General features: G+C 65.6%; 1 protein-coding gene. It reads left to right on the top strand.

What is annotated here, in order from left to right; genetic code table 11:
• Positions 1-767, top strand: a 767-nt coding sequence (locus AC07OQ_RS24475) for a translation factor GTPase family protein (RefSeq protein ID WP_495055743.1), incomplete at both ends; no start/stop codon positions are given.

Here is a 767-nt window from a genome sequence, read left to right as displayed (position 1 = left end):
TTCCGCCTGCGCACCGACGAAGAGTCCGGCCAGACCATCATCTCCGGCATGGGCGAGTTGCACCTGGAAATCATCGTCGACCGCATGAAGCGCGAGTTCGGCGTGGAGGCCAACGTCGGCAAGCCGCAGGTGGCCTACCGCGAGACCATCCGCAAGACCGCCACCGATGTGGAAGGCAAGTTCGTGCGCCAGTCGGGCGGCAAGGGCCAGTACGGCCATGTCGTGCTGACCGTCGAGCCGCAGGAGCCGGGCAAGGGCTTCGAGTTCGTTGACGCCATCAAGGGCGGCGTGGTGCCGCGCGAGTACATCCCGGCGGTCGAGAAGGGCGTCATCGACACCCTGCCGAACGGCGTGCTGGCCGGCTACCCGGTGGTGGACGTGAAGGTCACCTTGACCTTCGGCTCCTACCATGACGTGGACTCGAACGAAAACGCCTTCAAGATGGCCGCCTCGATGGGCTTCAAGGAAGCCTGCCGGCGCGCCAGCCCGGTGATCCTGGAGCCGATGATGGCCGTGGAAGTCGAGACCCCGGAAGACTACGCCGGCACGGTGATGGGCGATCTGTCCAGCCGCCGCGGCATGGTGCAGGGCATGGACGACATGATCGGCGGTGGCAAGGTCATCAAGGCCGAGGTGCCGCTCTCGGAGATGTTCGGCTACTCCACCAGCCTGCGCTCGGCCACCCAGGGTCGTGCGACCTACACGATGGAGTTCAAGCATTACAGCGAGGCGCCCAAGAACGTCGCCGACGCCATCATCACCTCGCG

Source organism: Roseateles sp. GW821-FHT09B06 (assembly GCF_059418245.1).
The sequence above is the reverse complement of the archived record's forward strand: the minus strand, read 5'-3'. Positions and strand labels throughout refer to the sequence as shown.